The 2,924-nt window shown below is 65.7% G+C and carries 2 protein-coding genes and 1 pseudogene; all 3 read right to left on the reverse strand.

Going from position 1 to position 2,924, the window contains the following annotated elements; genetic code table 11:
- Nucleotides 1-106: 106 nt before the first annotated feature.
- Nucleotides 107-529: pseudogene (gene truB, locus ACK59X_RS22150) on the reverse strand (tRNA pseudouridine(55) synthase TruB); the annotation flags it as partial.
- Nucleotides 530-532: 3 nt separating this feature from the next.
- On the reverse strand, nucleotides 533-904 hold the full coding sequence (gene rbfA, locus ACK59X_RS22155; RefSeq protein WP_409960539.1) for a 30S ribosome-binding factor RbfA: 372 nt from the start codon (nucleotides 902-904) through the stop codon (nucleotides 533-535).
- Between the two features lie 20 nt (nucleotides 905-924).
- Nucleotides 925-2,924, reverse strand: a 2,000-nt coding sequence (infB, locus tag ACK59X_RS22160; RefSeq protein ID WP_409960540.1) for a translation initiation factor IF-2, incomplete at its 5' end; no start/stop codon positions are given.

The following is a 2,924-nucleotide window of genomic DNA, read 5'->3' on the forward strand; positions in this document are numbered from 1 at the left end:
GGGCGATGGCGTCCGGATTGTCCGCCAACTAGGTGCGGGACCGCGTAGGGCTCACCACGTCGCGCGGCGGCCGCTCGCCCTCGAGGCCGTGGCGGGCGTATACTTACAGCGCCTTGCCGTCCTTCTTGAGGGCGCTGTGCATGGGCGGGACCTGCTGGATCGGGCCGGTGAAGCGCTGCTGCACGGCGGCCAGGCGCTCGGGCGTGAGCTCGGCCAGCACCACGGGGCGCCGCGCTATCACGTCGCCTTCGGCATCGCCGGTGGTGGTGGTGGTGCCCAGCAGGGCCACGGCCTCGTAGGTCTTGGGGGCATCGAGCTGCAGCTGGCTGAATTTGGTGGCGGCACCAAAGCACAGCGGCAGCACGCCGGTGGCCAGCGGGTCGAGCGTGCCGGTATGGCCCGCCTTTTCGGCGCGCAGCAGCCACTTCGCCTTTTGCAAGGCGTCGTTGCTCGACAGGCCGAGCGGTTTGTCCAGCAGCAATACCCCGTGCACAGGGCGCCGCTGCACCCTGGTGCGAGGGGCGTGCATGGGCTAGTCCTCTTTTGCGCGCGAAGAGACGGCCTTGGCAATCAAGGCGTTCATGTCGGCCGCACGTTCGGAGGTGCGGTCATACACGAAGTGCAGCGTGGGCACCGTGTGGATGTGCAGGCGCTTGAACAGGCCATTGCGCAGGAAACCCGCCGCCTGGTTGAGCGCCGCCTGCGTTTCCACAGCGTCACCCACCAGCAGGCTGAAGAACACCTTGGCGTGCGCGTAGTCGGGAGTCACCTCCACGCCCTGCAGCGTCACCATGCCCACGCGCGGGTCTTTCAACTCGCGCGCGATCAGCTCCGTCAGATCGCGCTGGATCTGATCGGCCACCTTGAAGGCGCGGTTGGGGGTGGCGGATTTCTTTGCAGCCATGTCGTCGTCGTGTCCGCTTCTTACAGCGTCCGTGCGATTTCCTTGATTTCAAAGAACTCGAGTTGATCGCCTTCCTTGATGTCGTTGTAGTTGCGCAGCTTGATACCGCACTCGAAGCCTTCCTTGACTTCGCGCACATCGTCCTTGAGGCGGCGCACGGATTCGACCTCGCCGGTGTAGATGACCACGTTGTCGCGCAGCAGGCGGAACTTGCAGTTGCGCGTGACCTGGCCGGAGGTGACGTACGAACCCGCCACCGTACCGATCTTGGAGGCCACGAACACGGTGCGGATCTCGGCCGTACCGATGGCCTCTTCGCGCTGCTCGGGCGCCAGCATCCCGGACATGGCCGCCTTCAACTCATCCACGGCGTCGTAGATGATGTTGTAGTAGTGCAATGTCACATCGCTCGACTCGGCCAGCTTGCGTGCACCGGCATCGGCGCGCACGTTGAAGCCGATGACGATGGCCTTGGAGGCGATCGCCAGGTTGACGTCCGATTCGCTGATGCCGCCCACGCCGGCATACACCAGCTGCACGCGGATCTCCTCGGTGGAGAGCTTGAGCAGCGAGGCTGCCAGCGCTTCCTGCGAGCCCTGCACGTCCGCCTTGATGATGATGGGCAGGGTCTGCACCTCGCCCGCGGTCATCTCGGAGAACACGTTCTCCAGCTTGGCGGCCTGTTGCTTGGCCAGCTTGGTGTTGCGGAACTTGCCAGCACGGTAGGTTGCGATTTCGCGTGCACGGCGCTCATCGGAGAGCACCATGAACTCGTCACCGGCCTGCGGCACGTCGGACAGACCCTGGATTTCCACCGGGATCGACGGACCGGCCGTCTTGGCCGGCTTGCCGTTTTCGTCCAGCATGGCGCGCACGCGGCCCGAGGTCTGGCCGGCCAGCACCACGTCGCCCACCTTGTGCGTACCGGACTGCACCAGCACCGTGGCCACAGGGCCGCGGCCCTTGTCCAGCTGGGCTTCGATCACCAGGCCCTTGGCCAGGGATTCCACCGGAGCCTTGAGCTCCAGCACTTCGGCCTGCAGCAGCACCTGCTCGAGCAGGTCGTCGATGCCCATGCCGGTCTTGGACGACACGGCCACGAATGGCGAGTCACCACCGTACTCTTCGGGCACCACTTCCTCGACCACCAGCTCCTGCTTCACGCGGTCGGGGTTGGCGTCGGGCTTGTCGGCCTTGGTGATGGCCACAACGATCGGCACCTTGGCGGCCTTGGCGTGCTTGATGGCTTCCTTGGTCTGGGGCATGACGCCGTCGTCGGCCGCCACCACCAGGATGACAATGTCGGTGGCCTGGGCACCGCGGGCACGCATGGCCGTGAAGGCCTCGTGACCGGGGGTGTCGAGGAACGACACCATGCCGCGCGGCGTTTCCACGTGGTAGGCACCGATGTGCTGGGTGATGCCGCCGGCTTCGCCCGCAGCCACCTTGGCGCGGCGGATGTAGTCCAGCAGCGAGGTCTTGCCATGGTCCACGTGGCCCATGACGGTGACCACGGGTGCGCGTGGCAGCAGCTCGGCATCCTTCTGGCCCGAATCTTCATCGGTGAAGGCTTCCGGATCGTCCAGCGCAGCCACCACGGCCTTGTGGCCCATTTCTTCCACCATGATCATGGCGGTGTCCTGGTCCAGCGGCTGGTTGATGGTGACCATCTGGCCCATCTTCATCAGGGCCTTGATGACTTCGTTGGCCTTGATCGACATCTTGTGCGCGAGCTCGGCCACCGTGATGGTTTCGGGCACGTGCACTTCGAGAATGCGCGCCTCCACCGGAGCGGATTGCTGGTGCATGTCGTCACGGTGGTCGCGGTCTATGCCACGGCGGCCACGCGGGCCTCCGCGCCAGTTGTTGCGGCCGACTCCGCCGCTGCTGTCGCCGCGGGTCTTGATTTCCTTTTTCTTGGCGGTGTCGCCTGCCCAGCTGGAGGACAGCTTGGCCGACTTCACTTCCTTGCCGGCACCGGCGGCACCACCCGCAGGGGCGGCAGCAGGCGCGCCTGCAC

Origin of the sequence: Acidovorax sp. (assembly GCF_046339755.1) — a bacterium.
Classification (GTDB): domain Bacteria; phylum Pseudomonadota; class Gammaproteobacteria; order Burkholderiales; family Burkholderiaceae_C; genus Acidovorax.

Coding starts and splice junctions, on each gene's coding strand:
- rbfA (WP_409960539.1), bottom strand. CDS start 904: ATGGCTGCAAAGAAATCCGCCACCCCCAACCGCGCCTTCAAGGTGGCC.